The organism is Marinobacter metalliresistant, from assembly GCF_038098645.1.
GTDB lineage: Bacteria > Pseudomonadota > Gammaproteobacteria > Pseudomonadales > Oleiphilaceae > Marinobacter > Marinobacter metalliresistant.
This window is the reverse complement of record NZ_CP101118.1, coordinates 1,222,779-1,244,815: the sequence shown is the minus strand read 5'-3', so window position 1 is coordinate 1,244,815 and position 22,037 is coordinate 1,222,779. Positions and strand designations below refer to the sequence as shown.

Here is a 22,037-nt window from a genome sequence, read left to right as displayed (position 1 = left end):
TGGGTTCAGGCTCTTTTGATTACTAATCAATTTAGGCAGGTGGGGGTTCTGCTCTGCGATTTTGGAGCTTAAGGTGTGAAGCTGGTGCCTGTAAACTACCAATCTTACGATCTCAAAAATTAAGGATTCATGGTTGGATAACAGTATCTCTGAAGTTCCTTATGTGATTCTCATTGGGGGTGGTGTCGAAGCCTGTGAGGGTATTCGTGTGGCCAGACAAATGGGGTTGAAGTTAATTGTTGTGGATGGTGACCCCCATGCACCAGGCTTTGAGTTGGCGGATTTGAGCCTGAGTATAAGCACTTACGATGGCCAACAATTGATTAGAGCTTGCCGAGACCTTCAGCAGGACGGATGTAAAATTATCGGCGTGATCGCTATGTGTGCCGATGTGCCTGTCAGTGTGGCCGCCGTTGCACAGGCTTTGGGCTTGCCTGGTCTTAGCCTGGAGTCAGCCTGTTGGGTCGCCGACAAGCTGCTTATGAAGCAGCGGCTGGAGGCCCAAGGCATACCGATACCCGGTTATGCGGCCGTTAAGAGTGTTGAGGATATGGGCGAACAGGCCGCTCTCCTTGGCCTGCCACTTGTTGTTAAACCCGTGGATAGTCGGGGGGCTCGTGGGGTTCTGCTTATTGATGAGGAAGCGCAGTTCGAATGGGCTTATAAGGTGGCCCGAGATGAATCACCGACGGGACGGGTGATGGTAGAAGAGTATTTGCCGGGGCCCCAGTTTAGTACTGAGACACTGGTCGATAAAGGGCAGTGCTACACGGTGGGCTTCTCTGACAGGAATTACGAATGGTTGGAGAAAACTCGCCCTCACATAATTGAGAACGGTGGCGATGCGCCCACTGCATTGAGCCCGACAGAACGCCAACAGGTGGTCGATACAGTTGAAAAAGCCGCCTTGGCGCTAAACATAAGATCGGGCGTGGCCAAGGGCGACATGGTCCTAACGCCTCGGGGACCAAAGGTGATTGAAATTGCGGGCCGTCTGTCTGGAGGCTATTTCTCAACCACCCAAATTCCGTTGGCAACCGGTGTCAATTTCGTGGAGCAAGCTATCCGCCTGGCTCTGGGAGAAACGCTGCAGCCATCGGCAGTTGCGTCAAAATGGCAGCGGGGTGTCGCGATTCGTTATCTGGATTTGCCTCCTGGCCGGGTGTCTTCGGTGACAGGAGAGAAAAAAGCGGCGAGTTTGCCGGGTGTCGAAATGCTTCGGTTATTTGTGGCTCCTGGAGATTACGTGCCTCAATTGGGGAACCATACTCAACGGCCAGGATTTGTGATTGCCACGGCAGAAACGAAAGAACTAGCTGTTAGCCGTGCCCAACGGGCACTGGCGCAGATTCGGATCGATTATGCGCAATAGTGCTGTCACTGAGCTTTACGCAGTGTTTCATTTAAATCTCGCTTTTTCATCGATTGATGAAGAACAACATCTGGACGTGGTTCGTAGGTGTTACTGGCCCTTGCTGGCGCTGATAGAACAAAAGAGCGTTCCGTTGGGGCTGGAGATCACACTGTATACCCTGGAGTGTATCGCCCGAGTGGATTCCCGCTGGGTCGAACGTTTCAAAGAGTTGTTGCACGCAGGCCGATGCGAGCTGATAGCCAGTGGCGATAGCCAGATCATAGGCCCGTTGGTGCCTGTCGAGGTCAATCGCTGGAATTTGGCCCTGGGCCAGCAAGGGTACCAGAACATTCTCGGCGTGACCCCACGTCTTGCTTTTATCAATGAGCAGACTGTGTCGCCTGGGCTGCTGGACGTATATGCCGAGGCCGGTTTTGAGGCCGTGGTTATCGAGTGGGATAATCCGGCTTCCCATAATGCTGACTGGCCAAGGGACGCTTTCTGGCATCCTGGTACATTGATGAGCGCCAAGGGGCGTGCTGTAAAAGTACTCTGGAACAGTGCAGTGGCCTTTCAGAAGTTCCAACGGTATGCCCATCAGGACATCACACTGGATGATTATCTGGATGCGCTCAAGCATATGACACGCAATGCGTGTTGCTGTTTTCCCCTTTATGGCAGTGATGCCGAGGTGTTTGATTACCGACCGGGGCGTTATTCAGTGGAGGCTGAATGCGAGGGGGGAGAATGGAGCCGTCTGATGCATTTATTTGAACGCCTCTCTTTGGAGGGCGAGTATCGCTGGACTCTGCCTCGGGAGGCACTCCTGCATTGGCGAGATGATGCACCTCTGAGTCTGGCAAGCGCCCAGTATCCTATCAGCGTCAAGAAGCAGGCTAAGTACAATGTTACTAGATGGGCTCTGAGTGGGCGTAATGATCTTGCGCTGAACAGCCTGTGTTTTCATCGGTTCGAAGCGCTAAAGAACAAGGCAATGGCTACGGATGAAGAGTGGCGAGATTTGTGCCGGTTGTGGGCTAGTGATTTCAGGACTCACCTGACCCGGAGACGATACAATGCGTTGTGTTCTGACGTTGATTTGAACGCGCAGCCACCTGTCTCGATTCCAGGCACCGCACAGCCCGGGGTTCCCCAAGGCATGACGGTCAATCTGGATGAGGCTCGGCAGTATCTCTCGGTTGAGACTGATGGATTACGGCTGATTCTGAATATGAAGCGAGGGATGAGCATCGTTTCGCTTGCTTTTGCGGAGCATGACTGGGATCCGGTTATGGGAACTCATTTCCACGGTCATTTCGATCACATAGGTTTTAGTGCCGATTTCTACTCCAACCACCTGGTACTGGAGCGATTCCGGGAGCGGGACAGGGTTACAGATCTCGCTTCTATTGACTGGACACTGAGCCAGGAAGAGGGGCGTTTGCTCGTTAACGCCCGTCTGGAAACGTCGCAGGGTCGACTACGCAAACATTACCGAATTGGAGAAAGTGAAATCGAGTGTGGGTTTGCTTTTGCTGAGCCTGATCGGCCTGAGGCATCACTGCGTCTGGGGTTTATCACATTAATCGATTGTGAAAATCGCCCTTGGATCGCCTGTCATAATGGTGGTGATGTCGAAGAGAGCATTGTTGTGGACAAGGATATTGATCACGGCAGGCCCGTCTCGTCTATTGTGAGTGCTTCCGCGGCATTGGGTGCCACTACTGGTGAGCTTAAGTTCGGTTCGGGCGCACGAGGATTAAGGTTGACTTGGGAGCCGTCAAAATGTGCAGCTTTACCGATGGTGTCGTCCCACAAGGTCAACCGTCGTTACCTCAATCGTCTGTGGTTTTCGCTCATCGAGGCAGATGAAACCTTGAAGCCTGGGGGGCTGCTGCCAGCGTTTCATTACACTTTGCGAGCCTGGACACAAGGTAACGAAAATGCCTGATATCAGACCGTCTGATAGTCTGATTGTGGTTGGAGCCCGGCTAAATTCTAGCCGGTTACCCCGTAAACACCTGCTTGAGCTGGCCGGGGTTCCGCTGATTGTCCGGGTATTTGAACGATTGGCTGCGATTGGTGTGCCTGCCGTGTTGGCGACCACTGCTGACGATTTCAATCAGGAGCTGGTGAGACTGGGGCATGATTCGGGTATTCCCGTTGTTGCCTATGATGGCGATATCGATAACGTGGTAGGTCGCGTGGACGCGGTTGTCCGGGAGTATCAACCCGAAAGAGTTGTTTATGTGTGTGGTGACTGTCCCCTCGTTAGCCAGGACTACATTGGAATGGCCCTTCAGGCCCTCCGTGATAATCCGGACTGGGAACAGGTATTGCCGGCCCCCGGGCGTTCTGGCGAAACAGTGATTCATGAAGGAATACTGTGCCTGAGCCGAGCAGGCTGGGACGAACTGGTAGCGCTCAGTCAATCCAGGTTGGAGCAGGAGCACGTTGGCTTGGCGTTAACGAAGGGGGCTCCCCTTAAGCGTGGATCTGTTCGGGAAGACGATGACTTTTACGGTCCTCGTTTTCGACTGTCAGTCGATACTGCCGCCGACTGGCGCTTTATGGATCATTTGTACTCCAAGTGGTATGCGAGCCATGAAGGGCCAGTATCCCTGAAATGGGTCGTTAAGCAGGTGCGAACAACGGATGTCGGGCAGATCAATAAACACGTAATGCAGAAGTCCGGATACCGTAGCTATGGGGCGGCAGTTTTTGTGACGGAGGCTAGCCCGACAAAAGGAATCGGACAGCTCGTCAGATCGGTTCGCCTCGCGGAGCGTGTTTGTGAGTTGGCTGGTTTGGGAGTGACTCTCCTTATTCTTGGTGAGCCCGCGCCGCTCGAGTGTTTAAGAACCGTCAATCACGAATGGATTGGCTCGGAGGACGATCTTCTGGCACGGCTGACTGTAGTATCTCTCCCTTCCTTGATTGTGATAGACCTTTTTCCCGAACGGCTTGAGCACCCAGCCCATCTTTACGACGTGATAGTGAGGCTAGTTGAAAACGATAAAAGGGTGGTTGGTTTGGATCGATTGTGGATATGGCATAGGGCCTTATCCTTGGTTGTGGTGCCGTGCCTGGTGTACCGCGGAGTCGAAGCCCCAAACATCGCTTATGGTCCTGGCTATGCGTTGGCTCCGGCATGGTTGCCGGCTGGCAAATGTCTGATGAATGAGGGCGTTGTACTTACGGTAATGACGGGTGGCAGCGATGCCATTGGTTATGGCGAAGTGCTGCCGGAGCTTCTTGATCAGATTCTACCGAAGCCCGTTAAAGTAAAGTGGTTGCTTGGGCCCTATGCCAAGTTTCCAAACATGCCTTCAGATCGCCGATTGGAGTGGGAAGTACTGAGGGCCCAAGCTGATATTGCTTCGGTTGCTATGACTTCGACAGTAGTGCTTTCTGTGTACGGAAATACCGTCCTAGAATTGTTGGCGAATGGTATTCCAGTTGCAGTTCTTCCCGCACCTGGCTTAATGGATGAGCAGGAGTGGTTTTCGATCTGTCAGCATGACGGTTTGCTATGTGTAAATGCCACAGAAAAGGAGTTGGCTCCTTTGCGGGATTTGCTGCTTTCTAAAAGTGGCCGACAAAGGTTGCAGAACCGGAATAACGAGTTCGGTGCAGCTGGCGGACTTCAACGCGCTGCTGAGTGTGTCTTGGCGACCTTGGACTGATACTGGCCGTGTGCTAGATGGTCCGGTCATATGTTTTGCGCCACCTATTCGGTACTAAAGCGAAGAAAGGCCTCGTTCTGAATGTCTAGCAGCCTGTCGGACTTGAACCTGACAGGCGTCTTTTTCAGTTGTCGTGTTCGCTTGGCTCCCGACTTTGACCGTCAGTGGTCATCAGGGAGTCCAGATCGGCCTTAATGGCATCATGAAGTGCACCAGGTAAAGCCTTGGGGCGGCAAAAAGGCCCTCACACCGCCCTTTTCAACACGCTCATCCGCTTCACATTCCACGCCAGCGTGGCTAACGTCCACTCGCCCGCAACCTTCTCCAGCCCCCTCATTGAGAACTGCCTCAGGCCCATCACCTGTTTGATAATTCCGAACACGGGCTCCACCGTTTGTTTTCGCAGTGCATACAGGGCTCGCCCGGATTGGGTTGTTAGTTGGTGTTTCATCTGCGCCACCGGATCGTCCGAGATGGGCGCCGGATCATCGGGTGCGAACCGATCAAATACCGATAAGTGGTGTTGATCGCGCGCCACCGCCAGTGACGGCTGGATGCTATTCTCCCTGCACGCTTGGACATTGGCCTTGCTGAAGTAACCCGTGTCGGCCAGCAGGTCCGTAACAGTGCCGAGGGCCTTCGGCAGCGCACCTATTCTGGCCAGTGCTGGCGTGATCTGCTGTTTGTCGTTTGTCGCCTGGGTCATGTGCGTACTGATAACCAGCATCGTCTCGGTATCCACCCCGGCCTGAGCGTTGTAACACTGCTCAAAGCCGCCGCCGGAAACGGGCATGATGCGCGATTCTTCATCGGTCAGATTCACCTGATCGGTATCCCGAGGGCCGGGCTGCGGTGGTTTAGGCGCCCGGCCCCGAGGCTTTTTTCCGGCGTCCCTCTGAGCCTGTCGTTTGGCCTGTTTTTGCTGGTAGTCAGCCTGTTCTTGTTCGAAGCGCTCTTGCGCTCGCGCCTCAATGACCCGCTTGGCGTCAGCCAGTGCTTCCAGCCGGGCTTCACGCCGGGCGATCTCAGCGGGGATATCCATACCCTCAACCACCGGCGCCTGATCTGCTGCCTCCGCTTGGGCGGCAAGTGCGCTCACTTCCGCCTTGAGTTGTGCCTCGATCTTTTTTGCATGTGCATAGGACAACGCTTTGTGCTTACTGGCGTTCGCTTTCACCTTGGTGCCATCCAGAGCGATCCGGCCCAGCTTCACCAGATTCATTTCTCGCGCCAGCAGCAGAACCTGGACAAACAGAGCCTCAACCTGGGGAAGGAAACGACGGCGGAAGGTGGCAATCGTGTCATGATCCGGATGCGTGTTGTGAGGTGGACCCAATCAGTTGGACAACCTGATGGTGTTCCTAAGCTATGATCCTGTTGTTTCCCTGGCTCAGGCTGCCAAGGCTATGGTTTGCCCATAGTACACCTCATCTGGTGTTTGATAATCAAGGTTTTGGTGGTACCGGGTCTGGTTGTAATGCCGGAAGTACCGGTGGAGCGCCTGTTTCAGGTGCTGTCCATCCTCGAATGCAGTGAGGTAGACGCACTCGTGTTTGACGCTGCGCCAGAGCCGTTCCACGAAAATGTTGTCATGGTAGCAGCCTTTGCCGTCCATGCTAATCCGGATGCCATGCTCTTTGAGAACACTTGTGAAGGCCTCGCTGGCGAACTGGGCACCCTGATCAGTATTGAAGATTTCCGGCGCTCCATGGCGCTGTAGGGCCTCTTCCAGGGCATCAATGCAGAAGTCTGTGTCCATGGTATTGGAAACCCGCCAGGCCAGCACCTTGCGGCTGTACCAGTCGATGATGGCGACCAGGTACATGAAGCCCCGAGCCAGCGGAATATAACTGATATCAGCCGCCCACACCTGATTGGGGCGGTCGATCATCAGCCCTTTGAGCAGGTACGGATAGATCTTGTGCCCGTCACCCGGAATGCTGGTTCTGGGCCGCGGATACACGGCCTGAATGCCCATGATGCGCATCAGCCGTTGCACTCGCTTGCGATTGATCTGATGGCCCTTACGCTGCAAGTAAACACGCATCTTGCGAGAACCATAATACGGTGTTTCCAGATGCTGCCGGTCGATCAGATACATCAAATTCAGGTCCTCCTGTGGCTGTTCACGAGGGACATAATAGATCGAGGAACGGCTCAGCTTGAGCAGCTCACACTGGCGCGAAATGCTGACCTGGGGATGACCACGCTCGATCATCGTCAACCGCTGTTGACGGCTTACTGATCGAGCTTGCGCGACAAAAAATCGCGTTCTACCGTCAGTCGGCCGATCTCGCGATAAAGCTCGTCAGAACTGGGCTCGTTGGACTGCTTGCCAGACTTTTTCTTGCCTTCGAAGAGGTCCGGAGCATTCTCCAGCAGCTCACGCTTCCAAGTGCTGACCATGGTGGGGTGGATCTGGAAACGGGCAGCGATTTCGGATGTGGTCTGGTCACCCTTGAGGGCGGCCAGGGCGACTTTGGACTTGAACGATGCGCTGTATTGCTTGCGTTTCTTGCTCATGATTCTCCTCCTTGTGGAGATGATGAATCAGAGCTTAGGCACCTGTCCAAATTTCGGGGTCCACTTCATTGGCCGCCAGGTAACGGAACGCAATCGAGTCGTGGGTGGCGCGTTCAATCTTGCGGCTGGAGAAGACGCCGGTGGCGTATCCATAAATCAACAAGCTGAGCAATACGGCAGGATGATGGGCCCGCGAACCGCGCCCCGTATATTGCCGGGTGAGCTCAGACAGATCGAGTTGATCAACCACTTCAACGACAAACCGGGCCAGGTGATCCTCCGGCAACCAATCCTGAATGGAAGGGGGAAGCAGGAAGTCAGTGTCCCGATCAGCGAGTACAAAATGTCCCATCATTGAAGTCCGGTTATGGCCCGTGTTGTGTTAATTATCTCACTTCGATACTGCTTGGTTAAGTCCGACAGGCTGCTAGACTTTGAGCTCTGACCGGGAAATGCTTTTTGGCCAATTTGCACAACATGTCCAGATCTTGGGGTAGTGCACTCATTCAGTGGTCCGGTTGTCGTCGTGGCAGGGTTGGTCAATGGATCTGCGAATCCTGAGAAAACGTGCCGCAGTCCAGTGAGAATCACGCTCAGGCGTTTATTGCCCTAAATAAAACAGATGTGCCCCGCCCTCGGACTGAACCGTGAGTAAGGCACGTTTGGACGTTAGCCTTGCAGTAGCTGAAGCACCTGCTGCGGCCGGCCGTTGGCTTGGGCCAGCACTGATAGGCCTGCTTGTTGCAGTACCTGAGTGCGAGCAAGTTCCGCGGATTCCTTGGCGAAATCTGCATCCCGAATCCGGCTGTTGGATGCCTGGAGGTTTTCGGTAGTTGTTGCCAGGTTCGCGATGGTGGATTCAAAGCGATTCTGTACCGCACCAAGATCCGCCCTGATGCTGTTAATCTGATCAATTGCGAAGCTCAGGCTAACCATGGCTTCGTCGGCGCCATCTTGTGTCGATATGTCGATACCGTTGACGGTTGATTCTTCTGTCGATGCTGGACTGGCAGGGAAACCATCCAGTGTGACGGCACTTCCATCTATGGTGGCATTGGTTGCGTTAATGGAGATACCGCTTAGGGCAGTGCTATCTATCTCTCCATCAAGTTCTGTTGAGAAGATAAAGCCATTGTTTGTACGATCAAGGTTTGCTGTGACGCCAGTCCTCGACGATGCAGCATTAATTTGCCCAAGAACGCCCTCAAGTGTGCTGACATCATCAATCGAAATGGTTTCTGTGCCGCCACTCAATAGGGGCAAGGTGATCTCGAAGTCAGCGATTCCGCCTGCCTCGAACAATTCGTTAAGGCTGGTGTTCGTGCCTGGGGCGTTAGCAACCCCGGGAGCAAGACCAAGTAACGAGCCTAGCTCTGTCGCTCGAGCGTCCAAGCCGGCTACGGCAATGGTTTCGCCAGCGTTCGCACCCACTTGGAAGGTTTGCGTGGGCAGTGAACCATCCAGCACTCTCAAGCCGTTGAAGGATGTCTGCGCGGAAATTCGGTTTACTTCCGCGATTCGTTGTTGGACTTCTGCATTCAACGCTTCCCGGTCTGATAAGCTGTTACTGGCATTGGCAGACTGCACTGACAATTCACGTATGCGCTGGAGGTTGGCGGTAATTTCGTCCAGTGCGCCTTCTGTGGTTTGGGCCAGCGATATGCCATCGTTGGCGTTGCGCTGTGCCATGCCCAAGCCGGTAATCTGGGACTCGAAACGCTCAGATATGGCAAGCCCGGCTGCATCGTCTTTAGCGGAGTTGATGCGTAAGCCGGAAGACAGTCGTTGAAGGGCTGTATTGGCATCACTCTGCGAGGCATTGAGGTTCCGCTGAGCATTCAGTGACGCAATGTTAGTGTTAATGATCTGGGGCATGTTGATTCTCCTACTAAGGGTGCCGGTATCCCGGTGCCCGCCTACTTATGAGCACCATGCCGACAGAAAGTCATGAAATTGCCGCTTTGATCGTGACGATGCTAACCCCATGCCAAGTTTCAATGAAATATAGCAACTTATTGAAGTATAAATAAAAAAGAATCACTGGAGCTTTTTTTTGGAGGTCTAAATGAGCTTCTAGTGCTGAGCAGGGGAAGATACTTGCCGCCTGGTTGATGTAGCAAACATTCTTGGTAAGAGTAGGATGGGCTCGGTTAAGGGTGCAGGAATACGAGAGTCTTTTTGCGGTAACATCTGCTAGGTTTTACCCCATCATACCGTTTTCTCGATATCATTTTATGCAACCCATGGTCGTAGAAGTGGCGCAGAGTTGAAAACCGCCTAGGACAGGAAAATATGAGCGAATCTGATCAGGACATAGCGGCGCAATTTGTCCAACGTAAACAGCGCAATCTTGCTTATTTCATGAAATATCGACCAGAAATATATGAGTACTTTTCTGACTTACAGCTTGATCACGCGGAGCTCGTGGTGACCCCTGGCTTGCCTGATGTAGACCTGCTTGACCGAGGGCAGTCAGTATACCGGGGGTTGGCGAAGGAATACTCCATTGGCGAAGCCAGGCAGTTTCTTCAGGAAAACTCTCAAGAAAAAAAACTAGTTAATTATCCTCCCCCATTCACCATCAAAGGAGACGGCAATCGGCTCGCTAGGCATTTCTTGCATGAGTGTTTCAGAGGTTCAATGGTCACTCGGGAGAATTTTTCTGGTTATTTTCGTGGCCGTGCCATCCCGTCAATGGTATTTCTGGGTTGCGGGCTTGGATACCATATTGAGTATATGGTCGATAATGCCTCCATCATCGATGCGGTGGTGTTCGAGCCGGATGCAGAGCGTTTTGCTCTGACCCTCTTCACTATTGACTGGGAAAACATCTGTGAAAAGTTCAGGAAGAGAGGCAGGGCAATATCTTTTAGTATTGCAACGGTAAATTCGGAAGAAAATGTTCGAGTTCAGTTGGGGCAGAAGTTGGCAGAAACTCTCCCCCTCTATCCTTACCTCACCCTTTATTACAACCACCTTGCAAATGTTGACCTTTTTCGAATCGCGAAAGATTTGGAAAGGGACATCCCCATTCTCGGGGCAAACTGGTCGAGCTATGACTTTGAAGTTCGGAATCTGCGTAATGTTTATCACAATATTGAGAGTGGTGTGAAGTACCTGCAGCCTGGAACCCAGGTGCCAGACCCGCGACCGGTTCTCATCGTTGGAAGTGGGCCATCGATCGACAACCGGTTGGACGATATCCTCCGGGTTCGGGAAAGCGTGGTGCTGGTCAGCGCAGGCACAGGATTGCGCGGCCTCCTGGAAAGTGGCCTCTGCCCGGATATCCATGTTGAGGTTGATACTGACTACTTAATTTATAAGCTGCTTGAAGACCTTAGCGAGCGTCATGATTTGAGTGGTATAACTCTGGTGGCCGACATTGCAGTTAACCCTCTTATAACATCTTTGTTCGAAAAGACTGTTTTCTACTTTCCTTCTTCTACTCACGCATCTGCTTTGACAGGGTTCTCTGACTACGGTGTTGGCTTTTGCTATCCAACCTGCACCAACGCCGCAGTCTCTCTATCGTACTCCATGGGTTTCCGGAATCTGTTTCTTTTTGGAACAGATTATGGTTATCGGGACAAGTCAAAAGACCACTCAAGGCTGTCTGTTTTTGGTGAGACTGCCAGGACCGATTTTGAAAAGTCAGTGAGTGAGAAGTCACAGAAAGCCACGATTGGTCGGCCGACATTCCAGGTTACTGCGGTGGATGGATCTTCCATTCTGACTCGGTCCGATTATTATTCTGCAAAGAGGTCTTTGGAGGGGTTCGTTGCCCACGTGCAAGCAGTAGGTGACGAGAAGTTGTGCGTATTCAATTGTTCTGATGGAGCAGCGATAGATGATACTCAGTGGTTATCTTCGGCAGAGTTTCTCGAATGTACTGAGCGCCTCGTAGTTGATAAAGATTTTTCTTTGTCGGATTTTCTGAATCGACAGACCGGCACACTGGAAGCCGCGCACTCATATGATAGGTTTGTTTCGGTAGTCATTGAGATAAAGGAAACAGCGCAATTTCTTCTATCAATTCTAAAGCACGCTCGGTTGGACGGCAGAGCCGATCTCGTCGAAGCGGCAAACCAGGTCAGAAGCTACCTCAACCGTGTTGGGAAACACAGTGGCCGCGCTTCGCCGGTAAGCGTCCAGTACGCAGGTTGGCAGCTTGTTAGCGGGACTGTGCAGCGATTTCTCCAGATTGGTCTATGTCATGGACTAGCCCACCCGGATGACGCTGATCTAGTCAAGTTCGCACGTCATTGGCGAAAAGCTTTCAGCGAGTTTTTGCAGCGAGTGCCAGACCATTGTGCTTTAGTCTTGTTAGACGATGCAGTGCCTGAGCGTGATCCATGGGTAACTCGGCGAATCTGGGATCCTGAACCCGATTATGAATAATATGCGTCAGAGGTGTGCCGATTACAATTTGTTACATAAAAGCCTGAAATCTTATTAAAGGAATATGAGCGCTGGCCGCTACCAAGGATAACAGGGCGGCGCATCAGCTAAAGAAGCGGTGGCAGGTCCTTCCAACGAAAATGCAAAACGCGAAAGGTCGAGGAGATTCACCATGGCTCTCGGAATTAACACCAACGTAGCTTCACTTTCTGCCCAGAACCAGCTAAACAAGTCACAGTCCCTGTCCAACCAAGCGCTCGAGCGTCTGTCTTCCGGCCTGCGCATCAACTCGGCGAAGGACGATGCTGCTGGCCTGGCCATTTCTACCAAATTTGATGTGCAGATTCGCGGCCTGAATCAGGCGCAGCGTAATGCAAACGACGGTATTTCCATGGCGCAGACAGCTGAAGGCGGTCTGGACCAGACAGTGGATAACCTGCAGCGCATGCGGGAACTGGCGGTGCAAGCGGCCAACGGTTCGCTCTCTAATGATGACAGGGTGCTGCTGCAGGCCGAAGTGTCACAGCGGATTTCGGAAATTACTCGAATTAGCGATGAGACTACTTTCAACGGTCAGAATGTTCTCGATGGATCCCTGAGCAATTCGGTTACTTTTCAGGTTGGCGCTGAATCAGGTCAGGTTATTAAGGTGGATTTTTCCACGAATGCTGACGCGGCGACTTTGGGTGTGGGCGGGGTAGATATCGGCACTGTTGCGGGTGCGTCTGCGGCCTTGGATACCATTTCAGCGGCCCTTTCGACTGTTAATAGTGTTCGGTCCGATTTGGGTGCTATTCAGAACCGCTTTGAAAGTACCATCAGCAACCTGGCGACCAACATCGAAAGTGCGAACGCAGCTCAGAGCCGGATCCTGGATGCTGACTTCGCATCAGAAACTGCAAAGTTGGCAAAGGCAAACGTTCTTCAGCAGGCCGGTATCTCCGTACTTGCCCAGGCGAATGCTCGGCCAAACCAGGTTCTGTCCCTCCTGCAATAAGTAAGGGACTGGCGCAGTAAAAGCCAGGCTTCGGGAGCGAGGCTTGGCTAAAGCTGCTAGAGGATAGTGAGGTGAGTCATGAATGACGTAAACTTGAACAGCCCGGCTCTGAAACTGGTAGGCTCCAGTGAGCAAATGCCTTCTCGGGCCTTTGCGTCAGCTCAGGTGGAAGGTAGGGATACCTCTACTCAACTTGCTATCTCACCCAGTGGGCAGGAAGCGCGGGTTCAGGAGATTGAAGCGGTCCCTGAGGAAGCACAGGTTTCAAAGGTTCAGGTCCTTGGGAGTCGCAGTGAATCCCAGCGGGAGCAACTGACTGATGCTGTTTCTAAGCTGAATGACTTTGTTCAAAATGTCCAAAGAGATCTGCAGTTCGAAGTTGATAACGAGCTGGGTCAGACGGTGGTCCGAGTGGTAGACCAAGAGACTCAAAAAGTTATCAGGCAGATCCCGGATGAGGTTGCGTTGAGGTTGGCAGAGAACTTGCAGCAAGATGAACCGCTGACGTTGTTTAATCTGAAAGTGTAGGTTTTGCTGCTATCGCTTCAGATTGAGTAGTACGGATTCAGCACCGCCGCACCCGAGAGGGGCAGGCGGTGTTTTGCTCTTTGGAGGAGCAGGTTTGGTCGGCAGTCAGAACGACTAGGCCGGCAAGGCAGTAACAGACTGTTACAAATATAGGGCATTCAGGAGGCAAAGTTTTGCCGCCCAATGCCGATAAACATACAAGAGTACAGGTTCGCTAGCCTTTCAGGAGGCACGTTATGGCTTCAATCACATCTTTAGGCGCAGGTTCGGGCATTTTCAGTAATGATCTGGTTGATCAGCTTATCAATGCCGACCGCAAGCCCGCTGAACTGCGCCTTGATCAGAAGCAACAGCGTACCGAGCTGGCGCTTTCCGCCTTCGGCAAGATAAAAAGTTCTCTTGAAGGTATCAAAGCTCCGCTGGATGCACTGGCAAAGCCAGGCGGGCTTCAGGCTTTTAGCGGTAGCTCTTCCAGCGAAGGCGTTGCGACAGTCTCAGTAGATCCAGCCACTGCTGGCCGTGGAAGCTATAGTCTGAATGTTACGCAGCTTGCCCAGGCCCAGTCGGTTGCTTCCGCACCTGGTGTATACACAGACAGTGACACCACCACTGTGGGAACGGGCACTCTTACTCTGAACGTCGGCGGTGTCAGCGCCGATATCACCGTTGATGGCAGCAACAACACGCTTGATGGGTTGGCTGCTGCGATAAACGAAGCGAATGCAGGTGTTTCAGCCGGTGTTGTGGATACCGGCTCTGGCTTCAGGCTCGTAATGACGGCTGATGAGTCGGGCCAGGCAAATGCCATTCAGGTCTCTGTAGCCGATGATGATGGAAACCAGACGGATACCAGTGGTCTGTCCCAGTTTGTCTTTGACGGCACCACGTCGAACATGGAAGAAACCGTCCAGGCCAGAGATGCCCTTATGGAGATCAATGGCATAGCGGTGAGCCGTTCCACCAACACGGTGGAAGGGGTGGTTGAAGGCCTGACATTTGATCTGAAATCGGTGGGAACATCTTCGATAAAGGTTGAACAGGATTCAACGGTCGTGGCCGAACGGGTTCAAGAATTTGTAGGCAAGTTCAATGCGTTACAGGACGCTATCAAGCAGGTTTCGGGATATAACGCCGAAACCGGCAGGGGAGGGGTTCTCAACGGCGATTCCGCACTGCGTTCTCTTCAGAGTGACTTGCGTAGTATCCTTACTTCTGTGCCAGCAAACATGGAGGGTTCCCCCGTCCGTATTCTTGCAGATGCGGGGATAACCACCAACCCGAGCACTGGCAAACTGGATTTTGATCAAGCCAAATTTACCGAACAGCTTGAGTCCAATCCGGAAGCGGTCAATAACCTCTTCGCTGGTGAGGGTGGAGCAGGGGGCATCGCTGAGCGTGCAACGGAGCTGGTGACCCAGTTTCTTTCCAGCAACGGGACGTTGTCCACCAGAACCGACGGGCTTAATCAAACGCTTTCCCAGATTCAGGATGAGCGGGATCAGCTGGATCTCCGTCTGGACACCCTTCGGGAACGACTCGTAAAACAGTTCTCGGCAGCGGATTCTCTTATTTCCCAGCTGCAGAGTACTGGTAACTATGTAGCGCAGCAACTGGGTGCGATAGCGCCCAGCAATGATCAGAACTAGTTCTAGCCAGAGCCAAAAGAGGTTTTCATTATGAATGGGCTTCAACAATATCAGCGTGTCAATGCACAAACCAGCATTACTGATGCTGATCCTCATAAGCTGATTCAGCTGCTATACAATGGTGCCCTTGAGCGCATAAACATGGCCAAAGCACGTATGCAGGCCAAAGATTACGCTGGAAAGGGAAAACTGATAAGTAAGGCGATGGAGATCATTGCTGGGTTGCGCGGCTTTTTGGACTTTGAAAAGGGAGGGGATCTGTCTGCCCGTCTGGAGTCGCTCTATGAGTATATGGAGAGGGCGCTGTTCGAGGCGAATCTACGCAATGACCCGGCAAAACTTGACGAAGTTGCGTTCTTGCTACGCCAGATCAAAGAAGGCTGGGACGGTATTCGTGAAGAGGCTATTGGTCAGCAGCAGGCTGTTTGAGGCCTAGACCTCCTTGCTCTGAAGTAGGGGTCAGATGAAAGCTTTCAACTGACCCCATGCTCCGGCCCAATAGCCATTCCCCCCGCTCTCCCGTACAATACTGCCCTTATTTTCAACACATCCATTCTGTTCAGTCTGGAGCAAGGGCATGTCTGATATTAAAAAGGTGGTGCTGGCCTATTCCGGTGGCCTGGATACTTCCGTTATCGTTCGGTGGTTGCAGGATACCTATAACTGTGAGGTGGTGACGTTCACTGCCGACATCGGCCAGGGCGAGGAAGTTGAACCGGCGCGGGCGAAAGCCGAGGCGTTGGGCGTTAAGGAAATCTACATCGAGGACCTGCGCGAGGAGTTTGTGCGCGATTACGTGTTCCCGATGTTCCGCGCGAACACCATCTATGAGGGTGAGTACCTGCTGGGTACGTCCATTGCCCGTCCTCTGATTGCCAAGCGTCTGATCGATATCGCCAACGAGACCGGCGCCGATGCTATTTCCCATGGCGCTACCGGTAAGGGTAACGACCAGGTGCGTTTCGAGCTCGGTGCCTACGCGCTGAAGCCGGGTGTGAAGGTGATTGCGCCCTGGCGTGAGTGGGATCTGAATTCCCGCGAGAAGCTGCTCAAATATTGCGAAGAGCGCAACATCCCGGTGGAAATGAAGAAGGGCAAGAGCCCGTACTCCATGGATGCTAACTTGCTGCACATTTCCTACGAAGGCATCAATCTGGAAGATCCCTGGGCGGAAGCCGAGGAAGATATGTGGCGCTGGAGTGTGTCTCCGGAAACCGCGCCGGATGAGCCGACCTACGTTGAACTGACCTATAAGAAGGGCGACATTGTTGCCATCGATGGTCAGGACATGAAGCCTCACGTGGTTCTGGAATCCCTGAACAAGCTGGCGGGTGCCAACGGTATTGGCCGTCTGGACATCGTCGAGAACCGCTATGTGGGCATGAAGTCCCGCGGCTGTTACGAGACCCCGGGCGGTACCATCATGCTGCGTGCCCACCGTGCCATTGAGTCCATCACCCTGGATCGCGAAGTGGCGCACCTGAAAGACAGCATCATGCCGCGCTACGCCGAGGTGATCTACAACGGTTACTGGTGGTCCCCGGAGCGTGAGGCTCTGCAGGCTCTGATCGATCAGACCCAGCACTATGTAAACGGCACTGTTCGCTTGAAGCTCTACAAGGGCAATGTGGATGTGGTTGGCCGTAAGTCTGAGGATTCTCTGTTCGACGAGAAGATTGCCACCTTTGAGGAAGATCAGGGTGCTTACGATCAGAAGGATGCGGAAGGCTTTATCAAGCTGAATGCGCTGCGTCTGCGAATTGCTGCTGGCAAAGGCCGCAAGCTTTAGAGCGTGAACTTGGGGTCAGATGAAAATGGGGTCAGATGAAAAGTCATCTGACCCCATTTTCATCTGACCCCGTTTTCATCCACAATCCGGCGTTTTTGGTTATACTCTTCGACAAAATGCCAACAACGATTTAAGTCACCATGCCCCCTCTCGGAACCGCTTCCGTCTCTGCCCTGCGCCAATATGTTCGCTACGCCGATGCCAAAGGCATTGATACCACCCGTCTTTTCAGCAAAGCGGGCCTTGAGCTGAACATTCTCGATGCCGGTGACGGTCGCCTGAACGGCAAGCAGTTTCAAATCTTTATCCGCCTGCTTGCCGAAACAACGGGTAATCCTATTCTCGGCCTGGAAACCGGTGATTACGTGCAGCCGGGCTCCTATAGCGTGCTTGGTTACATAACGATGAGTTGTGTGACGCTTGGAGAGGCTGTCACTCGAATTGCACCCTATGAAAAGTTGGTGGGAGATATGGGCACCACGGGGCTGCGGATGAATGGTGATGAAGTGTCTCTGGTGTGGACCTGCAACTTTACGGATCCGCTGGTATGGCCCCAGGTAGTGGACAATGTATTTGCCTCATGGATCAACTATGCCCGTTGGCTGGCGGATAACCGGAAGGCTTCGCCGCTGCGGGTACAGCTTCGGCGTTCCTCCCCGGGGAGCGATTACGAGAAGGCCTATGCAGAGCGTTGGCAGTGCCCGGTGGAATTTAGTGCCGAAGAGGACTGCGTAATCCTGCGCCAGAGTCTTCTGTCCACACGCCTGCGCCAGCCAGACCCGCTGTTGCGCAAGACCCTGGAAACTCATGCGTTATCACAGTTGGCCCTGCTGGATTCTGATACGGATCTGACCAGCCGGGTAAAACAGAGTATTCAGAAACAACTTGCGGATGGAGTCACCCGGCAGGATATGATTGCTGAAGATCTGGGTATGACCAGCCGCACCCTGCAACGCAAGCTGGGTCAGGAGGGGGTGTCCTACCAGAAGCTGTTGGATGAAGTCCGCCAGCAGATGGCTGAAGACTACCTGCGAAACACCGAAATGAGTATTCCCGATATCGCCTTCCGGCTGGGGTACAGCGAGACGACATCCTTCCACCGCAAGTTCAAGGCGGTGATGGGTCAGACTCCGGGGGATTTTCGTAAAAACTGAATGTGGATGGCAAGCCAAGGAGAGCAAAAATGCCAGTAATCTCGATGTTCTATGGCATTCTGATAAGAATGTACCTGTTGGATAATAATCATCACAATCTTCCACACATTCATGCTCGGTACGCAGAGTTTGAAGCATCGGTGAGTCTGCATGATGGAGAGTTGCTCGCCGGTACCCTACCGAGAAAACAGCTCCGTCTCGTTCAGGCATGGATTGAGCTTCACAGGGAAGAATTGCTGGTAGACTGGGATTTGGCTGTTCATGGGGAGCTACCCTTCAGGGTTGCTCCGCTCTAGGAGGTGCCGATGTATTGGGATATCAGGAGTGTTGAGCCTCTGGATAATTATAAGCTGAAGGTGGTGCGTGTTGACGGCCTGGAAGGCGTGCTGGATATGTCGCCGTACCTGAAAAAAGGGGTTTTTCGTGAGCTGGAAAATCTCGACTATTTCCGGCAGGTAGGCATCACCTATGGTGCAATCACCTGGCCCAATGGTCAGGATATTGCCCCGGAGACGGTGGAGCAGGAGTTAAAACGCTCGGCTCTATTGAAAGTTTCTGAAGGGTAACTTTGTCAGGCAGACAATAAAAAGGCCAGCTAGGAAGCTGACCCAAAAAACAAGGAAAGAACGAAAGTGCCTGAAAAATTCGTTAATCCGGTGGATCTCATTCCCCATTTGGCGGCGGAGGTACTGCACGGCTCCTCCGCCATGGGGGATACTGCTTGAATCCACAATTGCAGAATAGGTCTTCCGCTTCTGCCTGTCTGTTTGTGAAGTGTGTATCAGTGTTACCGACTGTGAAGAGGGGGTCAGATGAAAATGGGGTCAGATGAACTTTCATCTGACCCCATTTTCATCTGACCCCAATTTCAGGCTATGCCGTTGCATCGAGCTCTGGCGCCGTTTCGGTAAACCGCCGGGTATCATAGGCATCCACCAATCCCTGCACTGCGGCCCGCTCCATATCCTGTATCGAGGGCGTGCCGTTCTGGGCGTTTGCCTTGCACAGCACCATGCCTGCCTCCACGGAAATATAACCGGCAGTGGTTTTCAGGGCTTTGTGGTTGATGCCGTCGAACACGCGCCGGAAGGCGGTGGTGGTGCAGTGATCACTGTTCGGGAAATACGCAATGATGGCGAACTGGTTGTCGCCCACGCGGCAAAGGGCGTCGATGGGGCGGATCAGGGTGCTTAGCCTGCGTGCGATACCGATGGCGAGTTCGCCCATGACCGTGGGCGGGTGCTTGCGTTTCAGCTCCTGCCAGTTCCGGATGCCGCAGAGCACGTAGGCGGAACAGCCGCCCCGGGATTCGGCGTGGCGGAGCATCCTGGTCAGCCGCTCGCGGCCGTATTTGGTGTTGCACAGGCCGGTTTCCAGGTCGATGATGTTGGTGGATTCTAGCTCCCGGTTGTTCTCGATCAGCAGCGAGTTGGCCCGCAGCAGGGTGTTCTGCCGGTCTGCCATTCGATCTGCCGCAAAGATGCGGGGGATCAGCTGTTTGGTCATGTCGGACTTGTAGATGAAGTCATCCACGCCGCGGTCGAAGGCTTCTGAGAGTGCTTCTACGCTTTCCCGGGCGGTGAGCAGGATTACATAGGTATAATGGTTGTTCTGCTCGTCCTGCTGGCGAACCTGGTCGGTCAGTTCTAGCCCATCCATTTCCGGCATCAGCCAGTCGGCGATAAGTACGCTCACCGGTCGCTGTTCAATCAGCTCAAGGGCTTCCGGTGCATTGTTGACGATGCGTACGTCGCGATAGCCGGCCTTTCGCAGGGTGCGTCCAACAACCATACTGCTGAATTTCGCGTCGTCTACTACGAGGATGGGAAGGTCCAGATTCGGCATTGTTATCTTCTTTTTACCAGTCCATTGTCAGATGCGGTATAAGCTGCAGATTGGTATGATTCCCTGCAAATCAAACGGGCGCGGAATGCGAACCCGGGGTCAGATGAACGCTTTCATCTGACCCCACTTTCAGCTTTTCCTCAGTATACCCGCTTAGCGTAACGGAGAATAACGACCATGCCGTCTTTTGACATTGTTTCAGAAATTGATATGCACGAAGTCACCAATGCGGTGGATCAGGCCAGGAAAGACCTGGCCACCCGCTGGGATTTCAAGAACGTGGAAGCGAATATCGAGCACGATGACAAGGGTATTACCATCAGTGCGGAGCAGGAGTTTCAGCTGGAACAGCTGATGGATATGCTGCGCATGGCCTTTGCCAAACGCAAAATCGACGCCCGCGCTCTGGCGGAAGATGGCGACAGCAAGTCCGGCAAGCTGGTAAAACAGCATTTGCTGCTGAAGCAGGGCATTGAAACCGATATGGCGAAGAAGATCGTGAAGATGATCAAGGACGCCAAGCTGAAAGTGCAGGCCAGTATCCAGGGGGACAAGGTTCGGGTAACCGGCAAGAAGCGGGACGATCTGCAAACCGCCATTGCCATGCTCCGCGAAGCCGAGCTGGATATCCCGCTGCAGTTCAACAATTTCCGCGACTGATCCGGAGGCTTCACCATCGTAACCGGCACCCGCCTGACCCTGATCCGGGACACGCTCTACACCTATACCCGCTGGCAGGTGATTGCCTTGCTGTTCCTGGGATTTTCCGCCGGGTTGCCGTTTTTGCTGGTGTTTTCCACCCTTAACGCCCGGCTGGCGGATGTGGGGGTGGAAACGGCCACCATTGGCTTCTTCAGTTGGCTTGGCATTACCTACTCCATCAAGGTGTTCTGGGCGCCGGTGGTGGATCGCCTGAAGCTGCCGTTGCTGGACAGACTGCTGGGCAAACGCCGGAGCTGGATTATTTTCGCCCAGGTGGGTATTGCCGCGGGCCTCTACCTGATGGCTCATGTGGATGCCACCGCGGCACCGGAAATGATGGCCCTGTACGGGCTGCTGGTCGCGTTTTCCTCCGCCACCCAGGATGTGGCCATTGATGCCTACCGCATCGAGGTTGCCGGCGAGCGTCTCCAGGCCGCTCTGGCGGCCACCTATATTTTTGGCTATCGGCTGGCCTTGCTGGTGGCCGGTGCCGGCGCCCTGTACCTGGCCGAGTTCTGGTCCTGGCAGGTGTCCTATGAGGTGATGGCGGCTCTGGTGGGCGTTGGAGTGCTCACGGTTCTGATTGTGCGCGAACCCCGGGTGAACCACTTTGCCGCAGCCCAGGACATTGCTCACAAGATCGAGCAGGAGGCCAGCAAGCGGACTCATCTCAATCCCCGGCTGGCGCGACTTGTCGGCTGGTTCTATGCCGCCATTGCCGGTCCGTTCCTGGATTTCTTCCGCCGCTATAAAGAGCTTTCCATCGCGATTTTGCTGATGGTGGCGGTGTACCGGATTGCGGACATCGCCATGGGGGTGATGGCCAATCCCTTCTACCTGGACTTCATGGGCTTTAGCAAAACCGAGGTAGCGGACGTTACCAAGATTTTCGGTTTCTTCATGACCATCGCGGGTTCACTGCTGGGGGGGGTGATGGTGGTTCGCTACGGTGTGCGGCGTATTCTGCTGCTGGGCGCAATCATGACCGCCGCAACCAACCTTTTGTTTGTTCTGCTGGCCCAGTACCCACCCAATCTCATTACGCTTGCGGCGGTGGTCAGTGCCGATAACCTGAGCGGCGGTATTGCCAATGTGGCGCTGATTGCCTGGCTTTCGAGCATGACCAGCGCCTCGTTTACGGCAACTCAGTACGCGTTGTTCAGCTCGTTGATGACGTTACCGGGCAAGTTTCTCGGTGGTTTCTCCGGCATTGTGGTCGCCGGGTTTGGCTATGCGGAGTTCTTCCTGGTCTCTGCGGTTATGGGTGTGCCAGCGGTTCTTCTGGCAATGTTTATGATTCGCCAGGGAAAGCGGCTGGACGCTTTGGCGCCTCGGAATAAAGAGGGGGGTCAGATGAAAATGGGGTCAGATGAACTTTCATCTGACCCCATTTTCATCTGACCCCGAGTTCAATG

At 53.5% G+C, this 22,037-nt stretch carries 17 protein-coding genes and 2 pseudogenes; 14 read left to right on the top strand and 5 right to left on the bottom strand.

What is annotated here, in order from left to right:
- Positions 1-133: 133 nt before the first annotated feature.
- The 3 genes from NLK58_RS05785 to NLK58_RS05775 are packed head-to-tail and all read left to right on the top strand — an operon-like array spanning position 134 to position 5,040.
- The gene (locus tag NLK58_RS05785) at positions 134-1,372 is read left to right on the top strand and encodes an ATP-grasp domain-containing protein (RefSeq protein WP_341582250.1); all 1,239 of its coding nucleotides are present in this window, start codon (positions 134-136) and stop codon (positions 1,370-1,372) included.
- Entirely contained in the window at positions 1,362-3,305 is a 1,944-nt protein-coding gene (locus tag NLK58_RS05780) for a hypothetical protein (RefSeq protein WP_341582249.1), read from the top strand. Before NLK58_RS05785 ends, NLK58_RS05780 begins: the two co-directional genes overlap by 11 nt.
- Positions 3,298-5,040, top strand: a complete 1,743-nt coding sequence (locus tag NLK58_RS05775) for a cytidylyltransferase domain-containing protein (protein ID WP_341582248.1) — start codon at positions 3,298-3,300, stop codon at positions 5,038-5,040. The genes NLK58_RS05780 and NLK58_RS05775 overlap by 8 nt, the downstream gene beginning before the upstream one ends.
- Before the next feature lie 244 nt (positions 5,041-5,284).
- Here the strand turns inward: NLK58_RS05775 and NLK58_RS05770 are convergent.
- From NLK58_RS05770 to NLK58_RS05755, 4 genes and pseudogenes are all read right to left on the bottom strand, one after another.
- A pseudogene (locus NLK58_RS05770) lies at positions 5,285-6,361 on the bottom strand (transposase); the annotation flags it as partial.
- 69 nt (positions 6,362-6,430) lie between these two features.
- A protein-coding gene (locus tag NLK58_RS05765; protein WP_341582247.1) for an IS3 family transposase occupies positions 6,431-7,563 on the bottom strand; the annotation gives its coding sequence in 2 pieces (ribosomal slippage) (positions 6,431-7,293 and positions 7,293-7,563; 1,134 coding nt in all).
- A gap of 67 nt (positions 7,564-7,630) precedes the next feature.
- Positions 7,631-7,915 (bottom strand): annotated as a pseudogene (locus NLK58_RS05760) (transposase); the annotation flags it as partial.
- 317 nt (positions 7,916-8,232) lie between these two features.
- A complete protein-coding gene (locus NLK58_RS05755; RefSeq protein ID WP_341582246.1) occupies positions 8,233-9,438 on the bottom strand; it encodes a flagellin in 1,206 nt (401 codons plus the stop codon).
- Positions 9,439-9,855: 417 nt separating this feature from the next.
- On the opposite strand from NLK58_RS05755, the gene NLK58_RS05750 reads away from it, so the two are divergent.
- The 9 genes from NLK58_RS05750 (at position 9,856) to NLK58_RS05710 (ending at position 18,641) form a co-directional block, all read left to right on the top strand.
- On the top strand, positions 9,856-11,961 hold the full coding sequence (locus NLK58_RS05750; RefSeq protein ID WP_341582245.1) for a 6-hydroxymethylpterin diphosphokinase MptE-like protein: 2,106 nt from the start codon (positions 9,856-9,858) through the stop codon (positions 11,959-11,961).
- Positions 11,962-12,133: 172 nt separating this feature from the next.
- Entirely contained in the window at positions 12,134-12,958 is an 825-nt protein-coding gene (locus NLK58_RS05745; RefSeq protein WP_341582244.1) for a flagellin domain-containing protein, read from the top strand.
- Between the two features lie 78 nt (positions 12,959-13,036).
- A complete protein-coding gene (locus NLK58_RS05740; RefSeq protein WP_341582243.1) occupies positions 13,037-13,486 on the top strand; it encodes a flagellar protein FlaG in 450 nt (149 codons plus the stop codon).
- Between the two features lie 236 nt (positions 13,487-13,722).
- Positions 13,723-15,132: a flagellar filament capping protein FliD gene (fliD, locus tag NLK58_RS05735; protein WP_341582242.1), complete on the top strand. Its 1,410-nt coding sequence runs from the start codon at positions 13,723-13,725 to the stop codon at positions 15,130-15,132.
- A 30-nt stretch (positions 15,133-15,162) separates the two neighbouring features.
- Positions 15,163-15,561: a flagellar export chaperone FliS gene (gene fliS / locus NLK58_RS05730; protein WP_341582241.1), complete on the top strand. Its 399-nt coding sequence runs from the start codon at positions 15,163-15,165 to the stop codon at positions 15,559-15,561.
- Positions 15,562-15,709: 148 nt separating this feature from the next.
- Positions 15,710-16,921: an argininosuccinate synthase gene (locus NLK58_RS05725; RefSeq protein WP_008171342.1), complete on the top strand. Its 1,212-nt coding sequence runs from the start codon at positions 15,710-15,712 to the stop codon at positions 16,919-16,921.
- Between the two features lie 140 nt (positions 16,922-17,061).
- Positions 17,062-18,075 (top strand): AraC family transcriptional regulator, encoded by a 1,014-nt coding sequence (locus NLK58_RS05720; protein WP_341582240.1) that lies wholly within the window; start codon positions 17,062-17,064, stop codon positions 18,073-18,075.
- Positions 18,076-18,104: 29 nt separating this feature from the next.
- Complete coding sequence (locus NLK58_RS05715) at positions 18,105-18,371, top strand: DUF4160 domain-containing protein (RefSeq protein WP_053112549.1); 267 nt, start codon at positions 18,105-18,107, stop codon at positions 18,369-18,371.
- Positions 18,372-18,380: 9 nt separating this feature from the next.
- A complete protein-coding gene (locus tag NLK58_RS05710) occupies positions 18,381-18,641 on the top strand; it encodes a DUF2442 domain-containing protein (protein WP_341582239.1) in 261 nt (86 codons plus the stop codon).
- 307 nt (positions 18,642-18,948) lie between these two features.
- Here NLK58_RS05710 and NLK58_RS05705 read toward each other — a convergent pair whose 3' ends face one another.
- The gene (locus tag NLK58_RS05705; RefSeq protein ID WP_117617661.1) at positions 18,949-19,920 is read right to left on the bottom strand and encodes a response regulator; all 972 of its coding nucleotides are present in this window, start codon (positions 19,918-19,920) and stop codon (positions 18,949-18,951) included.
- A gap of 177 nt (positions 19,921-20,097) precedes the next feature.
- On the opposite strand from NLK58_RS05705, the gene NLK58_RS05700 reads away from it, so the two are divergent.
- Together NLK58_RS05700 and NLK58_RS05695 are read left to right on the top strand one after the other, a co-directional pair.
- Complete coding sequence (locus NLK58_RS05700; RefSeq protein WP_117617660.1) at positions 20,098-20,580, top strand: YajQ family cyclic di-GMP-binding protein; 483 nt, start codon at positions 20,098-20,100, stop codon at positions 20,578-20,580.
- Between the two features lie 78 nt (positions 20,581-20,658).
- The gene (locus tag NLK58_RS05695; RefSeq protein WP_341582238.1) at positions 20,659-22,023 is read left to right on the top strand and encodes an MFS transporter; all 1,365 of its coding nucleotides are present in this window, start codon (positions 20,659-20,661) and stop codon (positions 22,021-22,023) included.
- Positions 22,024-22,037: the final 14 nt, after the last annotated feature.